This window comes from Pseudomonas sp. FW300-N2A2, from assembly GCF_017351735.1.
GTDB lineage: Bacteria > Pseudomonadota > Gammaproteobacteria > Pseudomonadales > Pseudomonadaceae > Aquipseudomonas > Aquipseudomonas migulae.
Map to the genome: position 1 here is coordinate 78,056 of NZ_JACNDU010000017.1, position 21,004 is coordinate 99,059.

The following is a 21,004-nucleotide window of genomic DNA, read 5'->3' on the forward strand; positions in this document are numbered from 1 at the left end:
TTACGATGTTTGAACGATCAGTGAACTACCGCTCGATACTACGATTCCACCGCGCATTCCACGCCGGGCGTTGTTCGTTGACCTGGTCCCAGTCGATGGCAATCGCCGTCGTCAGATACTGCTTCATCGCCTCGACCTGGCCCCGTGTCTTGTCCGTGGTCGGGGTGTTCGGGTTGGACGGGATCTGATCGCCATCTTCAAGTGCAGCGGCTTGCGCCTCGGGGGTCAGCAGAAACGCGGCGAGTTTCTGCGCCAGTTCCGGTTGGGTATTGTTGGCGATGGCGCATTCGGCAACGTTGAGCACCACTGCGCCTTCCTTCGGTTGCGCATATTCGACCGGCATGCCTTTGAGTTTCAGCGCGGTGACCTGGGTTGGTGTCAGCGGGAATAGTGCCGCTTCGTCGGTCTGGAGCATTTCGGAAATCTTCGCCGAGCTCGGAATGTATTCCAGCACGTTGCGCCCGACGGTGTTCGGCCATGCCTTGAAGCCCGGCTCGACGTCGGTTTCGCTGCCGCCCTGAATCCGGTTGAACATCAGGAAACCGTGCAGGCCAAAGGTCGAAGAAGCCATCGACTGGAACACCAGTTTGTCCTTGAAGCGCGGGTCGGCCATGTCCATCCACGAGGTCGGTGTCGCCCAGCCTTTTTCCTTGAACAACCGCGTGTTGTACGCCAGCCCCGTGACACCGAGGCTGACTGCCACGGCCTGGTCCTTGATACGACCCTTGGCCGGAATCTGCGCCAGGGTCGGGCTGTCTTCGAGTTTGTCGCACAGGCCCATGGCGATGGCGCGGTACATGATGCCGTCGTCGAGGAACATCACGTGCATTTGCGGGTTGCCTTTGCTGGCCTGGACCTTGGCCAGAATATCGGCGGACGTGCCGGGCACGATCACCACTTTGACGTTGTTAGCCTTCTCGAAAACCGGCAGCACCTTGTCGGCGTAGAGCCGTTCCATGGTCCCGCCGTTCATGCCGAGGTAAAGCGTCGGTTCGGCCTGGGCCTGGGTGACCGTGAGCAGGGCGCTCAGGCATGAAAGTCCGAGCAGTGCAGTGCGTTTGACGTTATTCATTGGCGCGACCTTCCTCTATCAAGCAACGGAGATGGAGTGAAACCGGGTGATGGAAAACGCATCCAGCGACGTGGTTGAGGCGCCGCTGCAGATGATCTCGGTGAGCGCCTGGCCCACCGCTGGACCGATCTGGAAACCTGCGCCGGCAAAGCCGAACGCGTGCAACAGACCGGGTTGAGTGCCACTGTGACCGATCACCGGTTGGCGATCGGGCAAGTAACCTTCGGTGCCGCTCCAGGTACGAATCGCCTGGGCGCCTTCAAGAAACGGATAAAGCTCTACGGCTTGGCGCAGGATTTCGATCACCGCGTGTTGACCGGGGCGGGCGCGCGCGCCGTCGAGGGCAAACCCCTGGCCGCCGCCCAACACGCAATTGCCGCGCGCGACCTGACGCGCATAAATACCGCCGCCCTCGACGCCGGTGCTGGCATCCATCACCCATGGCAAGGGTTCGGTGACCAACATCGCCGGGTGCCCGGCGTGCATCGGCACCGCTTCGTCGAACTGCGCGGCAAGGCTGCCGGCCCATGCGCCAGCGCAGTTCAGCAGCCAAGGGGAGTGCAGCTCTAAACCGTTTTGCGTGCTGACCCGAAAGCGCTGACCGTCATGCTCCACGGCGCTCACCGCGCATTGTTCGTGGACTTGCGCGCCGTGGCGCTGTGCGGCCCGGGCAAATGCGGGTGAAACCAGTCGTGGGTTGGCGTGGCCGTCATCCGGGCAAAACGAAGCGCCGACCGCGACGTCGCCGACCCACGGAAAACGCGCGCGTAATTCACGGCGATCAAGCACCTGCAAATCGAGGCCGAACCCCTGACTGCTGGCGGCATAGTCCTGCAATGCACGCAGGTCGTTGAGGCTGCGCGCCAGTTTCAAGTGGCCGCTGCGCTGGTACTCACCGTCGATGCCGATCAACTGCGGCAGCTGCCCCCAGATCTCGTGAGCCTGTTGCGACAGCGGCAGTTGCGACAACGGTCGGCCCTGACGCCGCACGCCGCCGTAGTTCACGCCGCTGGAGTGCGAACCGCAAAAGTCGCGCTCCAGTAGCGCCACGCGACGACCGGCCTTGCTCAGGAAGAGCGCGGCGGAGGCACCGACAATGCCGCCGCCAATGATCACTGCATCGACCTCGATCATGGCTCGACCTCCAGACCAAACGGCAACGGTTTGATCGGTGCCTGCGCCCGCAGGCGGCCGATGTCAGAGACGTTTCGCTGACTGGCGCAGGCAATGATTTCTGCGGCGGCAGCGCCACACATGCGCCCCTGACAGCGGCCCATGCCGACCCGGCAATGGGCCTTGACCCGGTTGATTTCCCAATGGCCCTCGCGCACGACGTCGCGGATGTCACCGGCGCGCACTTCTTCGCAGCGGCAGACCATCACGTCGTCCGGCGTGTCGGCCGCCCAGTTTTGTGGAAACACGAAGGCGCGTTCCAGGCCTTGGCGAAAGCTATCGATTCGTTCAAGTGCCTGCTCCAGTTGCACGCCACGCTTGGGCGCAACCACGTGACCCATGTCTTCGAGCAAGGCGAGGGCGGCCCGCTCGCCGGCCATTTCCGCCGCGTCGGCGCCCATGATGCCGGCGCCGTCGCCGGCCAGATAAACCTCGGCGACACTGCTGCGACCGGCGCTGTCACGCTGCGGCAGCCAGGCGCGGTTGAGCGGGTTCCAGGCGAATGCGCAGCCGAGCAAGTCGGCGAGTTGGGTTTCACTGCGCAGGCCATGGGCGAATGCCACGGCGTCGCAGTCCAGTTGATGTTCACCGTTTGAGTTGGCCCAACGCAGCGACTGCACACGGTGTTCGCCATCGACGCGTTTCAAGGTTGCACCCTGATGCACCGGGATGCCGTGAGCGGTCAGCCAGCTACGGTAATAAATGCCTTTGGCCAATGTGGCCGGTTGCGCCAACAGATCGGGCAGGGCGCGGGCCTGGGCGCTGAACGGCGAGCTGTCGAGCACCGCGACCACGTTCGCGCCGGCCTTGGCGTATTGATACGCCACCAGATACAGCAACGGTCCACTGCCGGCGAACACCACGCGCTCACCGATGGCGCAGCCCTGGAATTTCAGGGCGATCTGCGCAGCGCCGAGGCTGTAGACGCCCGGCAGCGTCCAGCCTTGCACCGGCAAAACCCGGTCGGTGGCGCCCGTGGCGACAATCACCCGAGAGAACTCCAAGCGTGCGGCGCGCTGCTCGTGCAAGGTGTCGAGCGCGCCGGCCTCGGCGTTCCACACCAGGGTTTCAGGACGGTAATCGAGCTGCTCGCGCAACTCATCAATCGTCTGGTGCAAGGCCTTCGCCTTGCGCGCTTCGAAGCCATACAGCTTGACCGCCGAGCGCTTGAAGTTCGCCGGCTGCCGTCGATAAATCTGCCCGCCACCGCGCGCGGCTTCGTCCAGCAAAACCGGGCGCACACCATGCGCCACCAGCGTCTGCGCCGCACGAATCCCGGCCGGCCCGGCACCCACAACAACCACCGACTTCATACCCACCCCCCTGTAGGAGCCGGCTTGCCGGCGATGAGGCCCTCAAATCCAACATCGATGTCGGCTGATACACCGCCATCGCCAGCAAGCCGGCTCCTACAGTTGATTGGGGTTGGTCGCGAATTTTGTGCCCGACGCAGATCCTCTGTAGGAGCCGGCTTGCCGGCGATGGCGGCCTCACATCCAACACCCATGTCAGCTGACCCACCGCTATCGCCAGCAAGCCAGCTCCTACAGTTGATTGGGGTTGGTCGCGAATTTTGTGCCCGACACAGCTCCCCTGTAGGAGCTGGCTTGCCGGCGATGAGGCCCTCACATTCAACATCCATGACGGCTGACACACCGCCATCGCCAGCAAGCCGGCTCCTACAGTTGATTGGGGTTGGTCGCGAATTTTGTGCCCGGCACAGATTCCCTGTAGGAGCCGGCTTGCCGGCGATGGCGGCCTCACATCCAACACCCATGTCGGCTGACCCACCGCCATCGCCAGCAAGCTGGCTCCTACAGTGGATTGGGGTTGGTCGCGAATTTTGTGCTCGACACAGATCCCCTGTAGGAGCTGGCTTGCCGGCGATGGGGCCCTCACATCCAACATCGATGTCGGCTGATACACCGCGATCGCCAGCAAGCCGGCTCCTACAGTTGATTGGGGTTGGTCGCGAATTTTGTGCTCGACACAGCTCCCCTGTAGGAGCTGGCTTGCCGGCGATGGGGGCCTTACATCCAACATTCATGTCGGCTGATACACCGCGATCGCCAGCAAGCCGGCTCCTACAGTTGATTGGGGTTGGTCGCGAATTTTGTGCTCGACACAGCTCCCCTGTAGGAGCTGGCTTGCCGGCGATGAGGCCCTCACATTCAACATTCATGTCGACAGATGCACCGCGATCGCCAGCAAGCCGGCTCCTACAGTGGATTGGGGTTGGTCGTGAATTTTGTGCCCGGCACAGATCCCCTGTAGGAGCTGGCTTGCTAGCGATGGGGGCCTCACATCCAACATTCATGTCAGCTGACCCACCGCGATCGCCAGCAAGCCGGCTCCTACAGTTGATTGGGGTTGGTCGCGAATTTTGTGCTCGACACAGCTCCCCTGTAGGAGCTGGCTTGCCGGCGATGGGGGCCTTACATCCAACATTCATGTCGGCTGACACACCGCGATCGCCAGCAAGCCGGCTCCTACAGTGGATTGGGGTTGGTCGCGAATTTTGTGCTCGACACAGCTCCCCTGTAGGAGCTGGCTTGCCGGCGATGAGGCCCTCACATTCAACATCCATGTCGACAGATGCACCGCGATCGCCAGCAAGCCGGCTCCTACAGTTGATTGGGGTTGGTCGCGAATTTTGTGCTAGACACAGATCCCTTGTAGGAGCTGGCTTGCCGGCGATGGCGGCCTCGCATCCAACATCGATGTCGGCTGATACGCCGCCATCGCGAGCAGGCTCGCTCCTACAGGGGATCCGGGTTGGGGAGATGTAATGTGTGTTCATAGCGATCGCCCCGGTTCGCGGCTGATTTGCTCGCCGGCTTCTAGCAGCGTCGAGCACGCGCGTACTCGCCGGCCATCGCCCAGGCGAACCCAGCAGTCCTGGCACGCGCCCATCAAGCAAAACCCGGCGCGGGGCTGTGCGCTGAAATCGCTGCCGCGCAAGTGTTCGCTGCAGGTCAGCACGGCGGTCAGCACGGTGTCGCCGAGCAGCCCGCTGGCCGGTTCGCCGTCGAGGGTAAAGTTCACGGCCGGGCGGTCGCCTTCGGCCAGTCGTTTCAGCAGAGCCATGGCGCCCTCATTGTTTACCCACCAGAACCCGATCCAGGCCGTAGACCCGATCAAGCAGAATCATCGTCAGCGCGGTCAGCGCGATCACCAGGGCCGACACCGCCGCCATCATCGGATCGATGGACTCAGTGGCGTACACGTACATACGCACCGGCAAGGTTTGCGTGGCCGGCGAGGTGACGAAGATCGACAGCGTGACTTCGTCAAAACTGTTGATGAACGCCAGCAGCCAGCCCCCGGCGACCCCCGGCAAAATCATCGGCAAGGTGATTTGGCGAAACAGCGTGAAGCGCCCGGCACCCAGCGATTGCGCCGCATGTTCGGCACTGCGATCCAGGCCAATGGCCGAGGCCAGCACCAGTCGCAGCACATACGGCGTGATCACCAGCACGTGAGCGAAAATCAGCCAGGCGAAGCTGCCGTTGACGCCCATCAGCGCAAACAAGCGCAGCAGTGCCACGCCCAACACCAGATGCGGAATGATGATCGGCGACAGAAACAGGCCGTTGAAAAAGTCCCGTCCGGGAAACTCGAAACGGGTGATTGCCAGCGCCGCCGGCACCGCAATCAACGTCGCCAGGCTGGCCGCGCTAAGCGCCAGGATCAGGCTGTTGTAAAACGCATCGACAAAGTCGGCACGCTCGAACACCGCACGGAACCAGCGCAGGGAAAACTCCGTGGTCGGCAGGCTCAGGGTGTTTTCCGGGGTGAACGCCACGAGGCAGACCACCACCAGCGGCGCCAGCATGAACACCACCACCAGGGTATGGAACAGCAGGGCGAAAGGACCGTTCTTGGACATGACGAGTTATCCCAATGACTTCTTGTAGCGGCCTTCGATCATCCGGTTCCACGACAGCATGATCAGCAGGTTGAGCAACAGCAGCGCGACGGCGATGGCGGCGCCCATCGGCCAGTTGAGCTCCGACAGGTACTGGTCGTAGATCAGCGTGGCGACCATCTTGATCCGCCGCCCGCCGAGCAGGCCGGGAATGGCAAAGGAGCTGGCCGCTAGGCCGAACACGATCAACGTGCCGGACAACACACCGGGCATGATTTGCGGCAACACCACCTGGCGCATCACCGTGAAGTGACTGGCACCCAGCGACATCGCTGCTTGTTCGGCGGCCGGGTCGAGTTTTTGCAGCGAGGTCCAGACCGGAATGATCATGAACGGCAACATCACATGAACCAGTGCAATCACCACCGCGAACGGCGTGTACAACAGCTTCATCGGTGAGCCGCCGAAGGCTTGCAGTGTCTGGTTGACCAGGCCGTCGGCGCCGAGCAACAGGCTCCAGCCGAAGGCGCGCACCACCACCGAAATCAGCAGCGGCGTGAGGATCAGAATCAAGAAAATCGAACGCCATGGCGCGCCCATGCGGCTGAGGATGTAAGCCTCGGGCACGCCGATCACCACGCAGAGCAGGGTGGTCAGGGCGCTGATCCAGAACGTGCGCAAAAAGATTTCGTAGAAGTACGGATCACCCAGCAGGCTGCTGTAATGGTCGACGGTGTAGGCGTCGCCGTTGATGCCCGAGCTGTAGTCGAAGACGTTGAATGACAACACCAGCGTCAGCAGCAGCGGGATCACCAGCAGGCAGACGTACAACGCCAGCGCCGGTGCCGACAACAAATAGCCCTGACGTCCCTGGCGAACAGCCACGAGCGTACTCATGCCGACACCTCGTCGACACTCAGCACCCGCAGCAGCGCCGCGTCCCAGTCGAGGCCGACCGGTGTGCCTTCGTTCAGCGGTGCCGAGCCGTCGTTGCGGCGCACCACGCTGAGTTCGCCGAGGCTGGTCGAAACGCCGTACAACCATTGGCTGCCGAGAAAGAAGCGGCTGACGATCCTGCCTGGCAGGCGGCCGTGATCTTTGTCCCGCAGATCGATTTTTTCCGGACGCAGGCTCAGGGTCAGTTCACCGCCGCTGCGCACCTGAACCACACCTGCACTGTCACGCTCGCCGGGCAGCAGATTGGCCTTGCCGACGAAGCCGGAAATGAACTCGGTGCGCGGGTGTTCGTAAAGGGTGTAGGGCGCGTCGATCTGGGTGATGCGCCCGGCCTGCATCACCACCACGCGGTCGCTGATGGACAGCGCTTCGGACTGGTCGTGGGTGACCATCAACGTGGTGATCCCGACTTCGCGCTGGATGCGGCGGATTTCGAATTGCATCTCTTCGCGCAGGTTGGCGTCGAGGTTGGACAGCGGCTCGTCAAGCAACAGCACCGGCGGCTCGATCACCAGGGCGCGGGCCAGCGCCACACGCTGGCGCTGACCACCGGACAGTTCTCGTGGGTAACGTTCTGCGTGCTGGTCCAGACGCACCAGTTTCAACACCCGATCCACGCGCTGCTGCAACTCGCCGTTGGGCACTTTGCGCATGCGCAGGCCGAAGGCGACGTTGTCTTTGACGGTCATGTGCGGAAACAACGCATAACTCTGGAACACCACGCCCAAGCCACGGCTGGCGGGTTTGGCGTGGGTGATGTCGCGACCGTCCAGCAGAATGCGCCCGCTGGTGACTTCGACGAAGCCGGCGATCATTTGCAGGGTGGTGGTTTTGCCACAGCCGGAAGGGCCGAGCAGGGACACGAACTCGCCTTTCTCGACCGAGAGGTGGGTGGCGACGACGGCATCGATGTCGCCGTAACGTTTGCCGAGTCCTTCAAGTTGCACAAAAGCCATAACTGCGCTCCACCTGAGATTGTTATGCGCGGCCTGAGGTCGCGCTTTTTTGTATGGGCAGATACGAAAGGGTGTTGCGGGGTGCGTTGGCGCTCGACTTGGGTCGGCTGCCGCTGTTGTTCGAATCGCCCCTGTGGACGCAGATTAGGACGAAGACTAGGATGGGCTCAATGGCCTATTTCACTGAAGCGATGACTATTTTCAGTTTCATTCGGTGAGTAAATTAATTGTCGAGAAATGGCATGACTGATTCCATTGAGCGGAATGAAAACAAAAATGAAGTCGGCGTCGGTGCGGTCTCCCGGCTGTTTGCGGTGCTGCGCAGTCTGGGTGACACCGTCGAGGGCGGGGAGCGCGTGACGCAACTGGCCCAGCGCATCGGTTTGTCGCAACCGACCACGCACCGTTTGCTGCGCAGCCTGATGGACGAGGGCATGGTCGAGCAGGACGTGCGCAGCAAACGCTATCGCCTGAGCCTGGATTTTTTTGCGCTGGCGGCGCGTGCCGGCAATACCGGAAACCTGCGCGAACTGGTGCGGCCGTCGTTGCTGCGGTTGTCGGCTTCGCTGGGGGATTCTTTGTTTCTACTGGCGCGCAGCGGGTTTGATGCGATCTGCCTGGACCGCAGTGAAGGGCCGTTTCCGATTCGCACCTTTACCGGCGACATTGGCGGGCGGGTGGCGCTGGGCGTGGGCCAGGGCAGTCTGGCGATTCTGGCGTTCCTGCCGGAAGAGGAGCGCGACACGGTGATCCATTACAACCTGCCGCGGCTGAAGGATTTTCACCTGTACGACGAGGTGTTCCTGCGTTCGGAAGTCGAGAACGTGCGCGCCCTCGGTTATGCCGGGCGCAACACCGGCGTGCTGCAAGGCATGGCCGGCGTGGCGGTGCCGATTCTCGATCGTGAGGGGCGAGCGGTGGCGGCGTTGAGCGTGGCCACTGTGAGTGACCGATTGGGCCCGGATCGCTTGCCGACAGTGGTGGAGATGCTCAAGCGCGAAGCAGCGCTGATCGGGCCGCGGATCAATCCGTTTGATCCGTTGTTGCGGCGGCCGTCCCAAGTCTTCGGCCAAAGCTGAACACACCGCAAATCCCTGTAGGAGCCGGCTTGCCGGCGATAGCGGTTTATCTGTCACATCAATATCGATTGATGCACCGCTATCGCCGGCAAGCCGGCTCCTACAGGGGGACTTAGAACTGCACGGTTTGCTTGAGCATCTGCGCCGTCGGCGTATCGCTCGGGCTGACCATCGCGTAGTTGTAGCCGCTGCCGGACCAATACTCAGCCTGCAACCCGCCGTCACTGCGACTACCCCTCGGCAGCAGAAAGTTTTTCGGTCCCGGCGGGCGCACGTAGAAGCTGACTTTGTGCCCGCTACGATCCTCATAAACCACCATCGCCGCCGGCCCTTGCTCAGTGCTGAGCAAGCGCCCGCTGACCGGTTTGAACCCCGCGCCGGAAAGGTCCGGCAAGCGATGGGCCTGCGTGAAATAGCGGTCGAGCCAGCCCTGCATATCACCGTCATCGCTGACCTTGTAATCGGCCGGCAGCATGCCTTGCTGGGCAAACAGCCGATAAGCCTGCATCGCGTCGGCCATCGGCGCCGCCGCGCTGAGGAGGGTCATCTCCCGCGCCTTCCAACCGCTGAAGCCGCCGATGCTCACGGCAATCAGCAACACCGCGGCGCTGGCCAGATGGCGGCGTGATTGGCGTTTGAGGCGCTGGCGAATCAGCGCCGGGTCGAGGGCCGGGTTGGCGGGTTGCTGCAACGCACCGCTCAGGGCCGCGCGCAGTTGCTGGGCGTCCTGCTGCCAGGCGCGAACCTGTGCAGAGATTTCCACGTTGCCGGCCAGAAAAGTCTCTACCAGACGTCGGTCGTCATCATTGAGCTGGTGGTCCACATACGCGTGCAGGTCACGCTCGCTCGGGGGCATGCTGATCATTTGAGTCTCCGCAGGGAAGGGCGGGTGATTTCGCCGTCGCTGAGTTGGCGCAGGGCCTGGCGGGCGCGGGACAGGCGCGACATGACGGTGCCGACGGGGACGTCGAGAATCTCGGCGACTTCCTTGTAGCTCAGGCCTTCGACCGACACCCAGAGCAGCAGTGCACGCTGTTCGGTGCCGAGCTGATCGAAGGCTTGCAGGGTCGATTGGGCGATCACGGTGCGCTCCACCGACGGTTGGGTATCGTCCCGTCCGGTAAAGAATTCGAGCATCCGCGCATAACGCCGGGAGCGCCGGTGAGCGTCGAGAAATTGCCGATACAGAATCGAAAACAGCCAGGCGCGCAAGTCGCCTTCGGGGCGTTTGTCGCCCCAACTCGACAGCGCCCGCTCCAGGCACGACTGCACCAGATCGTCGGCGCTGCTGGGGTTGCGCGTCAACGACACGGCGAATCGGCGCAATCCGGGAATGATTTCTCTGAGTTGTTCGTCGATCTCGTTCATGAAGTTCTGGCTAGTCACTACGCTGTGGACTAGAGAGACGCCCGGCACTGAAGGTTATTCCACGCCTGAAAAAATAAATACCGCACGATGGAATAAACGTTCGCGGGGTTCGTCTGCTTGATCCTTCTCACTTGTGGCCGATGGCCCTGGAGTCTTTCATGGTAGATCGCTCATCACCGCCCACCCGGCCCCCCTTGAGTGCCGCGAGCCTGACGTTGCGTCTGGCCGGTATTGCCGTGGTGGTCGCTGCAGTGGCCGGGGCATTTGCCTACGTCAACGGCACCTTTGACCCACAGCGACTGACCCCGAAAAAGCTGATCAACGTGCTGGAAACCAACAACGGCGTGCACCCGGGCTTCCGGCGCAATCACTCCAAAGGCGTGTGCGTGATCGGGCATTTCGAAAGCAGTGGCGAGGCGCGCAGCTATTCCAGCGCTCAGGTGTTCAACGAGGCGCGGACCCCGGTGGTCGGGCGTTTTGCCTTGCCGGCCGGCAACCCTTATGCGCCGGACAGCGCCGTGCCGATCCGCAGCCTGGCGCTGCGCTTCACCCAGGCCAACGGCCAACAGTGGCGCACCGGGATGAACAGCATGCCGGTGTTCCCGGTGGGCACGCCCGAAGCGTTCTATCAATTGCAGCAAGCCCAGTCGCCAGACCCGGCCACCGGCAAACCGAACCCGGCAGCGGTGCCGGCGTTCTTTGGGGCGCACCCGGAGGCCGGGCCGTTCCTGGCCTGGATCAAAACCGCCAAGCCGTCCGCCAGTTACGTGACGGAAACCTATAACAGCGTCAATGCGTTTTACCTGGTCAACGCCGCCGGGCAAAAGCAAGCGGTGCGCTGGAGCATGGTGCCGTTGGTGCAGGACGCGGCAGGTGCCACGGCGCCGGAGGGTGGCGATTTTCTCGAGAAAGACCTGCTTCAACGGATTGCCTTGGGGCCGTTGCGTTGGCAGTTGAACATCACGCTGGCCAACCCCGGTGATCCGGTCAACGACGCCAGCAAGGCCTGGCCCGACGGTCGCAAAGTGGTGAACGCCGGCACGCTGGTGCTCGAAAGCACCCAGCCGCAGCTCAATGGCGAATGCCGGGACATCAACTACGACCCGCTGGTCTTGCCCGCCGGTATCGAAGGTTCCGACGACCCGTTGCTCGCCGCGCGCTCCGCCGGTTACGCCAGTTCCTACTTGCGCCGCACCAGTGAAGTCAGCCAGTTGCCCGCCGCCAAACAGGAGGCTCAACAATGAGCAACCAACCGAACCACTTCGCGCCGCTGGCGCGGCTGCTGCACTGGCTGATGGCGCTGATGATCATTGCCATGCTGTTTATCGGCGCGGGCATGGTCGCTTCCGTGTCTGAGCGGCACGAGTGGCTGATCCATCTGCACAAACCGTTGGGCATCGCCATTCTGTTGCTGGTGATCGTGCGCCTCGCTGTGCGCTTTTCCACCCGGCAACCTCCTTTGCCGGCAGACTTGCCGGGCTGGCAAGCGCTGGCGGCCAAGGCTTCGCATGTCTTGCTGTACGCCTTAATGTTGATCCTGCCGCTGCTCGGCTGGGCGATGATTTCGGCGGCGGGCGACCCGGTGATGCTCAGCAGTTCGTTGCAGTTACCGTCGATTGTGCCGGCGAATGCGCAGGTGTTTGCGTTCCTGCGCAAGGCGCACGGGTATCTGGCATACCTGCTGTTTCTGACCGTGCTGCTGCATCTGGCGGCGGCGTTGTTTCACGGTTGGGTACGGCGTGATGAGGTGCTCGACAGCATGCTGCGGGGCAAGGACCGCGGTTAACCAGCTTTGCGCTTTGGGGCGCACGCTGTAGATCAAGCTTTGCGGCCGGAGGATTGTGTGCGAGTGGCGGCCGAATGAGGCGTGGCTGCATGCTTGGCATGCAGCCATTGCGCAGGATCAGCGCAAGGTATCGACCATGTCCGCCACGGTCGTCAGCACATCCTTGCCCAGTTGCTTCGAACGCTTACCGGACCAGCCAGTCAACGGATCCGGTTTGTCGTTGTTGTCCTTGAACGGCATCTCCAAGGTCAACGACAGGCAGTCGAATTTCTGACCGACGCTGTTGCACGCCAGGGTCATGTTAGCTTTGCCCGGCTCGTCGCGGGTGTAGCCGTGCTTGGTCTGGAAGTCCTTGGTCAGGTGTTTCAGATGACTGCGGAAATGCTCTTCGAGTTTTTCGATCCGCGGCGTGTAGCCTGGGTTGCCTTCGCAACCGGCAGTGAACACGTAGGGGATTTCTTCATCGCCGTGGATGTCGAGGAACAGGTCGACGCCGTACTTTTCCATCTGTTGCTGAGCGAACAGCACTTCCGGACTGATCTCCTGGCTGGCGCTCTGCCAGGCGCGGTTGAGGTCCTGGCCCATGGCGTTGGTGCGCAGGTGACCGTGAAAGGCACCGTCCGGGTTCATGTTCGGCACCAGATACAGGTCGGCGCTGGCCAGCAGTTTGTTCAGCACTGGATCGTCGTGCCTTTCCAGGCGTTCGATCACACCTTCCATGAACCACTCGGCCATGTGTTCGCCGGGGTGTTGCTGGGCAATCATCCAGACCTTGCGCCGGCCTTCGGCGCCGGTGCCTTTGCGCAGCAACTGAATGTCACGACCTTCGACACTCTTGCCGGTGGCCAGCAGTTCAGTGCCGGCCTTGGTCAGCGCCTGTTCGATCAACCAGTCATGGCGGCCACGGCTGTAGGGTTCGAAGTAGGCAAACCAGGCGTGGGTGGCCGTGGCTTCGAGGCTGAAACGCAGGCAGTCGCCTTCGAAGATGGTCGGCACCCGGAACCAGTTGACGTGGTCGTAGGACGCCACTGCCTGATAGCCGTCCCAGGCTTTGTTGTACGAGGATTTGCTGGCATTGTTCAGGCGAAACCAGTGTTCCTGTCCGACGTGCAAACCGCTGGCCTTGAAGTGAAACCACTGAAAATGCTGGCTGCGGGTGTCTGGCTTGATGGCCAGCAGGGCTTGCAACGGATTGCTGATGTCCAGCACTTCAATGTTGCCGCTGTCGAAGTTGGCGCTGATGTCGAAAGAAGATCTAGCCACGGTCATAGTCGATTCCTGAATATGATTTTTATGGCTGATACTTTACACGCTGGGAAGGGAAAAACCGGGGGAAATTGCGGGGGTAAAAGGGGGGCGTCCTCCTTGACGCCGTCGCAGCTTAGAGACTGTGCGATTGATTCTCAAGTGCTATTTTCCATTAGTTTGGCCCAATGTTGCCGGGCTTCTCTTGCCAACAGATATTCTTTTGATATTATCCGCGCCATCGAATTTGCAGCACCCAAAGACTTCATTAGCCTGAAGGTAAAGCCAGAATAACTGGCAAAAAAAAGACCCGGCAAAAAGCCGGGTCAAAAACCGTGATTAGCCTGATGAGGAGATAGTCCAGGAGACCGACCTAAGGTCACTTGGACAATCGACTGATCTCGCGACCAGCTGCATGCAATAATAATCATTCTCGTTTGCAAGTCAAACGATTTTATCTGCGCGATTGGAAAATTCTTTCCCGCGCCCCGCGAAATATCCCTGCCTGCCTTATGCGTGATGATCCCCGTCGAGGGATCGGTCCAGCAACGCCTTGGCCATATCGATCATATGCACCGTCGAAAACGCCAGGTCCCGGTGCACGCCCTGCAGATTGTTCGCCGACTCGTACGCCGTGGCGGCGGCGCAGCGCAACAGGTCTGAGGCTCGCACCAGTGCTTCCTCGCAGCTGACATTGCGGTTCACATCAAAAAAACGCTCCTCTTCCACCGCTTCGGACACAGCTGGTTTCAAGTAATAGTCCAGGGCGCGCTGCGCGGCGGCCGAGCCTTTTGGCGAGGTGAGGGAGGTGTCGATCTGCATGTCTGGCAAGTCATTGCTGGGGATGGTCATGGCGATGGCAAAGCTCCGTGTTAGATTCAAATCCGTGATCCAATCGTAGTACGAACTGTATTTGTGACGAGAATTTAAATACTACAAGTTGTGTTTTGCTGGCCGGAGGCGCCCACGTATCGTGCCGCACATGGATAAATGGATTGAATTGGTCAAGGCCAAGATGAGTGAACTCAAAGTCACTCAGGAAATACTCGCCGACCGCCTGGGGATGTCCCAGGGCGGCGTCGGTCATTGGCTGAACAAACGTCGCCAACCGGGCATCGATGACATGAACCGTGTGCTGCATGCACTGGGCATGGAGTTTCTCGAGGTGGCGCTGGTGATCCGCGAGCCGGACATTGCGAAGGAGGAAAGCCAGGATCTGGTGCGCAAGTACAACCCGTACTTCCGTTACCCGGTCAGTGACTGGCGTGAATCCTGCGAGGTGCGCGACGGTGAGCCGACGGTCTATGACACGGCGCGTTTCGAACTGACTGACTACCACGCTCAGGGCGCGGCGTTCTGGTTGACCGTGGTGGGCGATGCGATGACGGCACCGAGCGGCGTCAGTATCGCCGAGGGCATGATGATCCTGGTGGACCCGGCCATTGTGCCGGAGCCCGGGAAACTGGTGATCGCCCAATGGCCGGACAGCGCTGAAGCGACGTTTCGCAAACTGATCGAAGAGGGCGGGCAGCGTTACCTGGTCCCGCTCAATCCGACGTATCCGAAAGCCCTTTACACCGAAGCCTGCCGAATCATCGGCGTAGTGGTTCAGGCAACGGCCAGGTTCTGATCAGATCGGTCCTCGCAAGGCGTAGGACCGATCCGCATTTCAGGCTTCTTCCAGCTCGACCAATGCACTGCCTTCGCTGACCATCTCGCCTTCCTGGCAATACAGCGCCTTGATCACCCCGGCGTGTGGTGCACGAATGCTGTGCTCCATCTTCATCGCCTCCAGCACCACCAATTGCGCCCCGGCTTCGACCGTTTGCCCGGCCTCCACCAGCACCCGCACGATGCTGCCGTTCATGGGCGCAGTGAGCCCGCCGTGATGGCTGTGACTGGCTTCGACGGCGCTGATCGGGTCGTAGGACTCGATGCGGCGCAATTCACCATCCCATTGCAGATACACAACGCCGCCGCGACGGATTGCCCGATGCTGGCGGCGCATGCCATTGTGTTCGGTCAGCAGTTGCTCGCCCGCGAGTTGCGCCGATCGGGTAGCGCCCAACGTCAGCGCACGGTCCTGACCTTCGCAGCTCAAATGCAGGGTGATTTCTGTCGGCAATCCGGCACGGAACCCAGTGCCGATCCCCCAAGGCGAACTCAGGTCATCAGTGCGGGTCGTGTCCGGTTGGCTTTGGGAAAACGCCTGCGCCGCGGCTTGCCAGAACTCATCACTGAGCGGCGAGGGCGCTGGCAGCAGTTGCTCCTGGTAACGCGGAATGAACCCGGTATCCAGCTCAGCCGCCGCAAACGCCGGATGACCAACGATTCTACGCAAGAAGTTGATGTTGGTCTTGAGACCGCCAATCGCGAACTCATCGAGCATGCTCAGCAAGCGCAGGCGCGCCTGTTCGCGATCCTCGCCCCAGGCAATCAACTTGCCGAGCATTGGGTCATAGAACGGCGAAATCTCGTCGCCTTCTTCCACGCCGCTGTCGACCCGACGTCCCGGACCTTGAGCCGATTCACGGTACAATTCCAGGCGCCCGGTGGCTGGCAGGAAATCATTGCCCGGGTCTTCGGCGTACAGCCGCACTTCGATCGCATGGCCGATCAGGGGCACTTGATCCTGAGTCATCGGCAGCGCTTCACCGCGTGCCACGCGAATCTGCCAGGCCACCAGATCGAGGCCGGTGATGGCTTCGGTGACCGGGTGTTCGACCTGCAGGCGCGTGTTCATCTCCATGAAGAAGAACTCGCCGCGCGCATCCAGCAAGAACTCCACGGTGCCGGCGCCGACATAACCGATGGCCTGCGCCGAACGCACGGCCGCTTCGCCCATGGCGCGGCGCAGTTCCGGGCTCAAGCCTGGTGCGGGCGCTTCTTCGACGACTTTCTGGTGCCGCCGCTGAATCGAGCAGTCACGTTCGTTGAGGTACAGGCAATTGCCGTGCTGGTCGGCGAAAACCTGGATTTCCACGTGGCGCGGCTTCAGCAGATATTTTTCGACCAGCATCCGCGAATCGCCGAACGAGGATTGCGCTTCACGCTGGGCCGAGGCGAGGGCTTCGGCCAGCTGGCTGACGTCCTCGACCACTTTCATGCCTTTGCCGCCACCGCCCGCCGTCGCCTTGAGCAGCACCGGATAACCGATGCGTTCGCAAGCGTCGCGGAAGGTGTCGAGGTCTTGAGCTTCGCCGTGATAACCGGGCACCAGTGGCACGCCAGCGGTTTCCATCAAGGCCTTGGCGGCGGATTTGCTGCCCATGGCATCGATGGCCGAAGCGGGCGGACCGAGGAAGATCAGGCCTGCTTGTTCGATGGCGCGGGCGAACCCGGCATTCTCGGACAGAAAACCATAACCCGGATGGATCGCCTGCGCGCCGCTGGCCTTGGCGGCGGCGATCAGTTTGTCGATTTGCAGGTAGCTGTCGGCGGCTTTACTGCCACCGAGGTCAACGCGAATGTCCGCTTCGCGGCTGTGCCGCGCTTCGCGGTCGGTGGCGCTGTGCACGGCGACGGTGGTCAGGCCCAGGGCCTTGGCGGTGCGCATGACCCGGCACGCGATTTCGCCACGGTTGGCCACCAGCAGAGAGGTAATGACAGGTGCGCTCATCAACGCGGCTCCTTGGGGGTGGTTTCAGCCTGCCAGCTCGGCGGACGTTTTTGCAGAAAGGCGCGCAGGCCTTCCTGGCCTTCGGGGCTGACGCGGATGCGCGCGATGGAGTTTTCGGTGTAGCGACGCAGCGCCGGGGTCAGCGCGCCGTTGCCGACTTCACGCAGCAAATCCTTGCTGACGCGCATGGCTGCGGGGCTGTTGAGCAGCAGGTTGTCGATCCATTGCTCGACTTTCTGCTCCAGCTCATTGCCCGGATAACTCTCCGACAACAAGCCGATTTCCCGAGCGCGTTGTCCACCGAAGCGCTCGGCGGTCAGCGCATAACGGCGTGCCGCGCGTTCGCCAATGGCTTGCACCACGAACGGGCTGATCACCGCGGGCGCGAGGCCGATGCGTACTTCCGACAGGCAGAACTGCGCGTCGTCGGCGCCGATGGCCATGTCGCAGCAACTGATCAGGCCCAGTGCGCCGCCGAAAGCCGCGCCTTGTACCACGGCCAGCGTCGGAACTTTCAGCTTGGCCAGGTTGTACATCAACTCCGCCAGTTCCCGGGCGTCGTCCAGATTGGTGTGGTAATCGAGCTCGGCCGATTGCTGCATCCACGCCAGGTCGGCGCCGGCGCTGAAATGCTTGCCACGTCCGCGCACCAGCAAAAAGCGCAGGCTGGCGTCGGTCGAGACCTTGTCCAGCGCGAGGATCAGCTCACGGATCATCTCGGCGTTGAACGCGTTGTTCTTTTCTTCCCGGCTGAGCCACAGGGTCGCGAAACCACGAGGGTCGGTCTGCAGTTCGAGGGTGTTGAAGTCGCTCATGTTCATCCGTCTCCACGGTACTTGTAGGAGCGAGGCTTGCCCGCGAAGGCGTCGGTACATCCAGCATCGATGTGACTGACAAACCGCTTTCGCGGGCAAGTCGGATCGCCGCCCGCTCGCTCCTACAAAGTCAGATCACATCCGGAACACGCCGAAGCGGCTCGGTTCGATTGGCGCGTTCAGCGACGCGGACAAGGCCAGGGCCAACACATCGCGGGTCTGCGCCGGGTCAATGACGCCGTCGTCCCACAGCCGTGCGCTGGAGTAGTAAGGGTGGCCCTGTTCTTCGTATTGATCGAGGATCGGTTGCTTGATTTCGGCTTCCTGCTCGGCGCTGAAACTATGCCCGCCACGTTCAGCCTGCTCGCGCTTGACCTGCACCAACACGCCCGCCGCTTGCTCGGCGCCCATCACGCCGATGCGTGCATTCGGCCACATCCACAGGAAACGTGGATCGTAGGCCCGCCCGCACATGCCGTAGTTACCAGCGCCGAAGCTGCCACCAATGATCACGGTGAATTTCGGCACCTTGGCACACGCCACGGCGGTCACCAGTTTTGCGCCGTGCTTGGCAATGCCGCCGGCCTCGTACTTCTGGCCGACCATGAAGCCGGTGATGTTTTGCAGGAACAGCAATGGAATGCCGCGCTGACAGGCCAGTTCGATGAAGTGCGCACCTTTCTGCGCGGCCTCGGCGAAGAGGATGCCGTTGTTGGCGAGGATCGCGATCGGGTAACCGTGCAAGTGAGCAAAACCGCACACCAGCGTGGTCCCGAACAGCGCCTTGAATTCGTCGAACACCGAACCGTCCACCAGCCGCGCGATGACTTCGCGCACGTCGAACGGCTGCTTGGCGTCGGCCGAGACCACGCCATACAACTCGTCGCTGCTGTAGAGCGGGGCGATGGGCGTGCGTTGTTGCAGTTCGCCGAGCTTGCGCCAGTTGAGGTTGGCGATGCTGCGTCGGGCAATGGCCAAGGCGTGTTCATCGCTCTCGGCATAATGGTCGGCGACCCCGGAAATTTTGCAGTGCACGTCGGCACCGCCCAGATCTTCGGCGCTGACCACTTCACCGGTCGCGGCTTTCACCAGCGGTGGGCCGGCGAGGAAAATAGTCGCCTGCTCGCGAACCATGATCGCTTCGTCGGCCATCGCCGGCACGTAGGCGCCGCCGGCAGTGCACGAGCCCATGACCACCGCGATTTGCGGAATGCCCATGGCGCTCATGTTGGCCTGGTTGAAAAAGATCCGCCCGAAGTGCTCGCGGTCCGGAAACACTTCATCCTGACGCGGCAGGTTGGCGCCGCCGGAGTCCACCAGATAAATGCACGGCAAGCGGTTCTGCTGAGCGATGGTCTGGGCGCGCAGGTGTTTTTTCACGGTCAGCGGGTAATACGAGCCGCCTTTCACCGTGGCATCGTTGGCCACGATCATGCACTCGACGCCTTCCACTCGACCGATCCCGGCAATCACGCCCGCGGCCGGCACGTCTTCGCCATACACCTCGTAGGCCGCCAGTTGGCTGATTTCGAGAAACGGCGAGCCCGGATCGAGCAGGCGATTGATCCGCTCGCGGGGCAGTAATTTGCCCCGCGAAGTGTGGCGTTCTTGCGCTTTCGGACCGCCACCTTGCTGCACTTGCGCGAGCAAGGTATGCAAGGCGTCGACCTGGGTGAGCATCGCCGCGCTGTTCGCGGCAAACTCCGCCGAACGGGGGTTGAGCTGGGTATGCAGGATAGCCATGGACAGCTCCGTTTAGCGGGTTTCGTTGAACAGTTCGCGACCGATCAGCATGCGACGGATCTCACTGGTGCCGGCGCCGATTTCGTACAGCTTGGCGTCACGCAGCAGACGACCGGCCGGGAATTCGTTGATGTAACCGTTGCCGCCGAGAATCTGGATTGCGTCGAGGGCCATTTGCGTGGCGCGCTCGGCGCTGTAGAGGATCACGCCGGCAGCGTCCTTGCGCGTGGTTTCGCCGCGTTCACAGGCCTGGGCCACCGCATAAAGGTAGGCGCGGCTGGCGTTGAGTTGGGTGTACATGTCGGCGACTTTGCCCTGGATCAGCTGGAATTCGCCGATGCTTTGGCCGAACTGCTTGCGGTCGTGGATGTACGGAACGATCAGGTCCATGCACGCCTGCATGATCCCGGTCGGGCCGCCGGACAGAACGACACGTTCGTAGTCGAGGCCGCTCATCAGCACTTTCACGCCGCCGTTGAGCACGCCGAGGATGTTTTCTTCCGGCACTTCGACGTCATCGAAGAACAGCTCGCAGGTGTTGGAGCCGCGCATGCCGAGCTTGTCGAACTTGTTGCTGCGGCTGAAGCCTTTCCAGTCGCGCTCGACGATGAACGCGGTGATGCCGTGCGGGCCTTTTTCCAGGTCGGTCTTGGCGTAGATCACATAGGTGTTGGCGTCGGGACCGTTGGTGATCCAGGTTTTGCTGCCGTTGAGCACGTAGTGATCACCACGTTTGTCGGCGCGCAATTTCATCGAGACCACGTCGGAACCGGCATTCGGTTCACTCATGGCCAGGGCACCGATGTGCTCGCCGCTGATCAGCTTCGGCAGGTATTTGCTTTTCTGTTCGTGATTGCCGTTGCGGTTGATCTGGTTCACGCAAAGGTTGGAGTGCGCGCCGTAGGACAGGGCGACCGACGCCGAACCGCGGCTGATTTCTTCCATGGCCACCACGTGCGCCAGGTAACCCAGGCCAGCACCGCCGTATTCTTCCGGGACGGTAATGCCGAGCAGGCCCATGTCGCCGAACTTGCGCCACAGGTCGGCGGGGAACAGGTTGTCGATGTCGATCTGAGCGGCGCGCGGGGCGATCTCTTTGGCGACGAAGGACTGGACCTGATCGCGCAGCATGTCGATGGTTTCACCGAGGGCAAAGTTCAGGGATGGATAGCTCATGGGTCACCTTTTGGCTTTTTTGTAGGGCGGGGAGGGTCGTGATTTGGCTCTCACCTTTACGTTAACGTAAGCCTGTGACGAAAGGCTGTCAATCACCCTTTACGTTAACGTCAACTTGAGCGAGAGTAGAGCCAGTTCAAGATAGAA

19 protein-coding genes are annotated in these 21,004 nt (G+C 61.7%); 4 read left to right on the forward strand and 15 right to left on the reverse strand.

All coding sequences use genetic code 11. The features are described 5' to 3' along the window. Positions 1 to 25 precede the first annotated feature (25 nt). The 7 genes from J4E42_RS20020 to J4E42_RS20050 form a co-directional block, all read right to left on the reverse strand. On the reverse strand, positions 26 to 1,072 hold the full coding sequence (locus tag J4E42_RS20020; protein ID WP_008029601.1) for an ABC transporter substrate-binding protein: 1,047 nt from the start codon (positions 1,070 to 1,072) through the stop codon (positions 26 to 28). Positions 1,073 to 1,090: 18 nt separating this feature from the next. Then, the gene (locus tag J4E42_RS20025; protein WP_008040458.1) at positions 1,091 to 2,206 is read right to left on the reverse strand and encodes an FAD-binding oxidoreductase; all 1,116 of its coding nucleotides are present in this window, start codon (positions 2,204 to 2,206) and stop codon (positions 1,091 to 1,093) included. After that, a complete protein-coding gene (locus J4E42_RS20030; RefSeq protein ID WP_207285989.1) occupies positions 2,203 to 3,558 on the reverse strand; it encodes an NAD(P)/FAD-dependent oxidoreductase in 1,356 nt (451 codons plus the stop codon). Before J4E42_RS20030 ends, J4E42_RS20025 begins: the two co-directional genes overlap by 4 nt. A 1,483-nt stretch (positions 3,559 to 5,041) precedes the next feature. After that, entirely contained in the window at positions 5,042 to 5,332 is a 291-nt protein-coding gene (locus tag J4E42_RS20035) for a (2Fe-2S)-binding protein (RefSeq protein WP_207285990.1), read from the reverse strand. Positions 5,333 to 5,339: 7 nt separating this feature from the next. Then, positions 5,340 to 6,134, reverse strand: a complete 795-nt coding sequence (locus J4E42_RS20040) for an ABC transporter permease (RefSeq protein WP_207285991.1) — start codon at positions 6,132 to 6,134, stop codon at positions 5,340 to 5,342. Positions 6,135 to 6,140: 6 nt separating this feature from the next. Beyond that, positions 6,141 to 7,010 (reverse strand): ABC transporter permease, encoded by an 870-nt coding sequence (locus tag J4E42_RS20045; protein WP_008041222.1) that lies wholly within the window; start codon positions 7,008 to 7,010, stop codon positions 6,141 to 6,143. Further along, positions 7,007 to 8,026 (reverse strand): ABC transporter ATP-binding protein, encoded by a 1,020-nt coding sequence (locus J4E42_RS20050; protein ID WP_008041220.1) that lies wholly within the window; start codon positions 8,024 to 8,026, stop codon positions 7,007 to 7,009. Before J4E42_RS20050 ends, J4E42_RS20045 begins: the two co-directional genes overlap by 4 nt. A 242-nt stretch (positions 8,027 to 8,268) precedes the next feature. On the opposite strand from J4E42_RS20050, the gene J4E42_RS20055 reads away from it, so the two are divergent. Beyond that, on the forward strand, positions 8,269 to 9,105 hold the full coding sequence (locus J4E42_RS20055) for an IclR family transcriptional regulator (RefSeq protein WP_008031920.1): 837 nt from the start codon (positions 8,269 to 8,271) through the stop codon (positions 9,103 to 9,105). 112 nt (positions 9,106 to 9,217) lie between these two features. Here the strand turns inward: J4E42_RS20055 and J4E42_RS20060 are convergent, their stop codons facing one another. Both J4E42_RS20060 and J4E42_RS20065 read right to left on the reverse strand, forming a co-directional pair. Continuing rightward, positions 9,218 to 9,970, reverse strand: a complete 753-nt coding sequence (locus tag J4E42_RS20060; RefSeq protein ID WP_192229206.1) for an anti-sigma factor — start codon at positions 9,968 to 9,970, stop codon at positions 9,218 to 9,220. Then, the gene (locus J4E42_RS20065) at positions 9,967 to 10,473 is read right to left on the reverse strand and encodes a sigma-70 family RNA polymerase sigma factor (protein ID WP_032832617.1); all 507 of its coding nucleotides are present in this window, start codon (positions 10,471 to 10,473) and stop codon (positions 9,967 to 9,969) included. The genes J4E42_RS20060 and J4E42_RS20065 overlap by 4 nt, the downstream gene beginning before the upstream one ends. 158 nt (positions 10,474 to 10,631) lie before the next feature. Between J4E42_RS20065 and J4E42_RS20070 the strand changes: the two genes are divergently transcribed. Both J4E42_RS20070 and J4E42_RS20075 read left to right on the forward strand, forming a co-directional pair. Further along, a complete protein-coding gene (locus J4E42_RS20070; protein ID WP_192229207.1) occupies positions 10,632 to 11,717 on the forward strand; it encodes a catalase family peroxidase in 1,086 nt (361 codons plus the stop codon). After that, entirely contained in the window at positions 11,714 to 12,259 is a 546-nt protein-coding gene (locus J4E42_RS20075; protein ID WP_207285992.1) for a cytochrome b, read from the forward strand. The genes J4E42_RS20070 and J4E42_RS20075 overlap by 4 nt, the downstream gene beginning before the upstream one ends. A 117-nt stretch (positions 12,260 to 12,376) precedes the next feature. Here J4E42_RS20075 and J4E42_RS20080 read toward each other — a convergent pair whose 3' ends face one another. Together J4E42_RS20080 and J4E42_RS20085 are read right to left on the reverse strand one after the other, a co-directional pair. Beyond that, a complete protein-coding gene (locus tag J4E42_RS20080; RefSeq protein ID WP_008031906.1) occupies positions 12,377 to 13,528 on the reverse strand; it encodes a M14-type cytosolic carboxypeptidase in 1,152 nt (383 codons plus the stop codon). A 486-nt stretch (positions 13,529 to 14,014) separates the two neighbouring features. Then, positions 14,015 to 14,356, reverse strand: a complete 342-nt coding sequence (locus J4E42_RS20085) for a DUF6124 family protein (RefSeq protein WP_008041212.1) — start codon at positions 14,354 to 14,356, stop codon at positions 14,015 to 14,017. 130 nt (positions 14,357 to 14,486) lie between these two features. Between J4E42_RS20085 and J4E42_RS20090 the strand changes: the two genes are divergently transcribed. Continuing rightward, positions 14,487 to 15,134, forward strand: a complete 648-nt coding sequence (locus tag J4E42_RS20090) for a LexA family transcriptional regulator (protein WP_008041211.1) — start codon at positions 14,487 to 14,489, stop codon at positions 15,132 to 15,134. A 39-nt stretch (positions 15,135 to 15,173) separates the two neighbouring features. Here the strand turns inward: J4E42_RS20090 and J4E42_RS20095 are convergent, their stop codons facing one another. The 4 genes from J4E42_RS20095 to J4E42_RS20110 all read right to left on the reverse strand — a co-directional run bounded on the left by J4E42_RS20095 (position 15,174) and on the right by J4E42_RS20110 (position 20,857). Beyond that, positions 15,174 to 17,123: an acetyl/propionyl/methylcrotonyl-CoA carboxylase subunit alpha gene (locus J4E42_RS20095; protein WP_008041209.1), complete on the reverse strand. Its 1,950-nt coding sequence runs from the start codon at positions 17,121 to 17,123 to the stop codon at positions 15,174 to 15,176. Further along, on the reverse strand, positions 17,123 to 17,938 hold the full coding sequence (locus J4E42_RS20100) for a gamma-carboxygeranoyl-CoA hydratase (protein ID WP_207285993.1): 816 nt from the start codon (positions 17,936 to 17,938) through the stop codon (positions 17,123 to 17,125). Before J4E42_RS20100 ends, J4E42_RS20095 begins: the two co-directional genes overlap by 1 nt. Before the next feature lie 135 nt (positions 17,939 to 18,073). Continuing rightward, positions 18,074 to 19,681, reverse strand: a complete 1,608-nt coding sequence (locus J4E42_RS20105) for a carboxyl transferase domain-containing protein (protein WP_008041204.1) — start codon at positions 19,679 to 19,681, stop codon at positions 18,074 to 18,076. A 12-nt stretch (positions 19,682 to 19,693) separates the two neighbouring features. Then, positions 19,694 to 20,857 (reverse strand): isovaleryl-CoA dehydrogenase, encoded by a 1,164-nt coding sequence (locus J4E42_RS20110; protein ID WP_008031893.1) that lies wholly within the window; start codon positions 20,855 to 20,857, stop codon positions 19,694 to 19,696. Positions 20,858 to 21,004 lie beyond the last annotated feature (147 nt).

What these genes read in the sequence shown, in the direction of transcription:
- J4E42_RS20020 (WP_008029601.1), bottom strand. Translation starts at nt 1,072, where the DNA reads ATGAATAACGTCAAACGCACTGCACTGCTCGGACTTTCATGCCTGAGC.
- J4E42_RS20025 (WP_008040458.1), bottom strand. Translation starts at nt 2,206, where the DNA reads ATGATCGAGGTCGATGCAGTGATCATTGGCGGCGGCATTGTCGGTGCC.
- J4E42_RS20030 (WP_207285989.1), bottom strand. Translation starts at nt 3,558, where the DNA reads ATGAAGTCGGTGGTTGTTGTGGGTGCCGGGCCGGCCGGGATTCGTGCG.
- J4E42_RS20035 (WP_207285990.1), bottom strand. Translation starts at nt 5,332, where the DNA reads ATGGCTCTGCTGAAACGACTGGCCGAAGGCGACCGCCCGGCCGTGAAC.
- J4E42_RS20040 (WP_207285991.1), bottom strand. Translation starts at nt 6,134, where the DNA reads ATGTCCAAGAACGGTCCTTTCGCCCTGCTGTTCCATACCCTGGTGGTG.
- J4E42_RS20045 (WP_008041222.1), bottom strand. Translation starts at nt 7,010, where the DNA reads ATGAGTACGCTCGTGGCTGTTCGCCAGGGACGTCAGGGCTATTTGTTG.
- J4E42_RS20050 (WP_008041220.1), bottom strand. Translation starts at nt 8,026, where the DNA reads ATGGCTTTTGTGCAACTTGAAGGACTCGGCAAACGTTACGGCGACATC.
- J4E42_RS20055 (WP_008031920.1), top strand. Translation starts at nt 8,269, where the DNA reads ATGACTGATTCCATTGAGCGGAATGAAAACAAAAATGAAGTCGGCGTC.
- J4E42_RS20060 (WP_192229206.1), bottom strand. Translation starts at nt 9,970, where the DNA reads ATGATCAGCATGCCCCCGAGCGAGCGTGACCTGCACGCGTATGTGGAC.
- J4E42_RS20065 (WP_032832617.1), bottom strand. Translation starts at nt 10,473, where the DNA reads ATGAACGAGATCGACGAACAACTCAGAGAAATCATTCCCGGATTGCGC.
- J4E42_RS20070 (WP_192229207.1), top strand. Translation starts at nt 10,632, where the DNA reads ATGGTAGATCGCTCATCACCGCCCACCCGGCCCCCCTTGAGTGCCGCG.
- J4E42_RS20075 (WP_207285992.1), top strand. Translation starts at nt 11,714, where the DNA reads ATGAGCAACCAACCGAACCACTTCGCGCCGCTGGCGCGGCTGCTGCAC.
- J4E42_RS20080 (WP_008031906.1), bottom strand. Translation starts at nt 13,528, where the DNA reads ATGACCGTGGCTAGATCTTCTTTCGACATCAGCGCCAACTTCGACAGC.
- J4E42_RS20085 (WP_008041212.1), bottom strand. Translation starts at nt 14,356, where the DNA reads ATGACCATCCCCAGCAATGACTTGCCAGACATGCAGATCGACACCTCC.
- J4E42_RS20090 (WP_008041211.1), top strand. Translation starts at nt 14,487, where the DNA reads ATGGATAAATGGATTGAATTGGTCAAGGCCAAGATGAGTGAACTCAAA.
- J4E42_RS20095 (WP_008041209.1), bottom strand. Translation starts at nt 17,123, where the DNA reads ATGAGCGCACCTGTCATTACCTCTCTGCTGGTGGCCAACCGTGGCGAA.
- J4E42_RS20100 (WP_207285993.1), bottom strand. Translation starts at nt 17,938, where the DNA reads ATGAGCGACTTCAACACCCTCGAACTGCAGACCGACCCTCGTGGTTTC.
- J4E42_RS20105 (WP_008041204.1), bottom strand. Translation starts at nt 19,681, where the DNA reads ATGGCTATCCTGCATACCCAGCTCAACCCCCGTTCGGCGGAGTTTGCC.
- J4E42_RS20110 (WP_008031893.1), bottom strand. Translation starts at nt 20,857, where the DNA reads ATGAGCTATCCATCCCTGAACTTTGCCCTCGGTGAAACCATCGACATG.